The sequence below is a fragment of the Pseudomonas sp. FSL R10-0056 genome (assembly GCF_009600105.1).
Classification (GTDB): domain Bacteria; phylum Pseudomonadota; class Gammaproteobacteria; order Pseudomonadales; family Pseudomonadaceae; genus Aquipseudomonas; species Aquipseudomonas bubulae.
The window spans coordinates 1-2,147 of record NZ_WIWL01000036.1; the positions used below are offsets into that span (position 1 = coordinate 1).

At 62.3% G+C, this 2,147-nt stretch carries 1 protein-coding gene; it reads left to right on the forward strand.

The genetic code is table 11. The annotated features are described in order from the left end of the window. Positions 1 to 1,852: sulfite reductase flavoprotein subunit alpha (locus tag GHO42_RS02380; protein ID WP_153384094.1), on the forward strand; the 1,852-nt coding region annotated here is incomplete at its 5' end. Positions 1,853 to 2,147: the final 295 nt, after the last annotated feature.

Below are 2,147 nucleotides of genomic sequence, written 5' to 3' on the forward strand. Positions count from 1 at the left end.
CGGCCCCCGTGGTCAGGGCGGGCCAGCCGGGCCAGCCGGGCCAGCTCCGGTCGCCGATTACGATGCCATTTGGGCCAGCATCCAGAAAACCGCCGGGCCTGAGTTGAGCATGTACAACGTGCGTATGCCGCCAGTGGCCGGCCAGCCTGCCACGGTGTTCTACCTATTGAACACCTCACCCCATGAGCGCGCGTTCAACCAGATTGTGCTCGACCCGGCCACCGGTGCCGTCAAAAAAGTCGATCGTTATGACGACAAGTCCTACAAGGCACAATTGCTGACCAGCATTTACGCGCTGCACACAGGCAGTTACTGGGGCATTACCGGGCGCGTGCTGGTGACCGTAGCCAGCCTGACCATGCCGCTGTTCTTTATTACCGGCTGGTTGCTGTATCTGGACCGTCGACGTAAAAAGCGTCAGATCAAGCAGGCACGCCAGGGTTTTGCCGCTACGAGCAGCGATACGCCGTCCTGGCTGATCGGTTTTGCCAGCCAGAGCGGCTTTGCCGAGCAACTGGCCTGGCAGACCGCCGGGCAATTGCAAGCCGCCGGATTGCCGGTACGGGTGCAGCCCTTGGCCGCCCTGAGCGAAAACGATTTACAACAGGCCAGCAACGCGCTGTTTGTGGTGAGCACCTTTGGCGATGGCGAAGCGCCTGATAGCGCGCGGGGCTTTGAACGCAAGATCCTCGGCCAGCCTCTGGGACTGAACCGCCTCAAGTACTCGGTGCTGGCACTGGGCGATCGTCAATACCCGCACTTTTGCGGTTTTGCCACGCGGATCCAGCACTGGCTGAGCGAGCGCGGTGCCCAAGCGTTGTTCAGCCCGGTGCAGGTGGACAGCGGCGATGCCGAGGCCCTGCATCAATGGCAACAGCAGCTTAGCCAACTGACCGGAGGCACGCCGAATGCCAACTGGCAGGCGCCTGGTTACAACAACTGGCCCCTGACTGAGCGCAAGCTGCTCAACCCCGGCAGCAGTGGCTCGGGGGTGTACCTGCTGGGGCTCAGCGCGCCTGACACCAACAGCCTGTGGCAGGCCGGTGATCTGGTGGAAGTGATGCCGCGGCAATCGAGCTGGGCGGTTGAGCACTTCCTGGAGGGGCTGGGCCTGTCGGCTGACACTCCGGTGCAACTCGATGGCCTGCAGGAAACTTTGGCTCAGGCCCTGGCTGGCCGACAACTGCCGGAAAATCGCGGCCATCTTGTGGGCATGCACGCCCAGGCACTGGTGGACGCACTGATCCCGTTGAACATGCGCGAATACTCCATTGCCTCGATCCCGCAGGACGGTCTGCTGGAGTTGATCGTACGTCAGGAGCGGCATGCTGATGGCAGCCTGGGCATCGGTTCGGGCTGGCTTACCGAACATGCCGCAGTCGGCTCGGCGATCAGCCTGCGCGTGCGCCGCAACAGCGGTTTTCATTTGCCGGCCGAACCGGTGCCAATGATTCTCCTCGGCAATGGTACCGGCCTGGCAGGGCTGCGCAGCTTGCTCAAGGCTCGGATTGCCCAGGGCCAGCAGCGCAACTGGCTGTTCTTTGGCGAGCGTAATGCCGAGCACGACTTCTATTGCCGCGATGAGCTGCAGGGCTGGTTGGCCAGTGGCGATCTGGCGCGGCTGGATCTGGCGTTTTCACGGGATCAGGCGCAGAAGGTGTATGTGCAGGACCGCTTGCGCGAGTCTGCCGAGCAGGTACGCCAATGGCTGGACCAAGGCGCGGCGATTTATATCTGTGGCAGTTTGCAGGGAATGGCGGCGGGTGTGGATCAAGCGCTGATCGACATGCTGGGGGCAGAAGCGGTAGAGAGGCTGATCGAGCAAGGGCGTTATCGGCGGGATGTGTACTAGTCGGACAAGCTGCTCAGCTCTTGTGGGAGCGGACTTGCTCGCGATGGCATCGCCACGGTTTGCCTGACAGACCCCAGTATCTGCATCGCAGGCAAGCCAGCTCCCACTGGATTTACGGTGACATTGTGGGAGCGGGCTTGCTCGCGATGGCATCGCCACGGTTTGCCTGACAGACCCCAGTATCTGCATCGCAGGCAAGCCAGCTCCCACTGGATTTACGGTGACATTGTGGGAGCGGGCTTGCTCGCGATGGCATCGCCACGGTTTGCCTGACAGACCCCAGTGCCTGCATCGC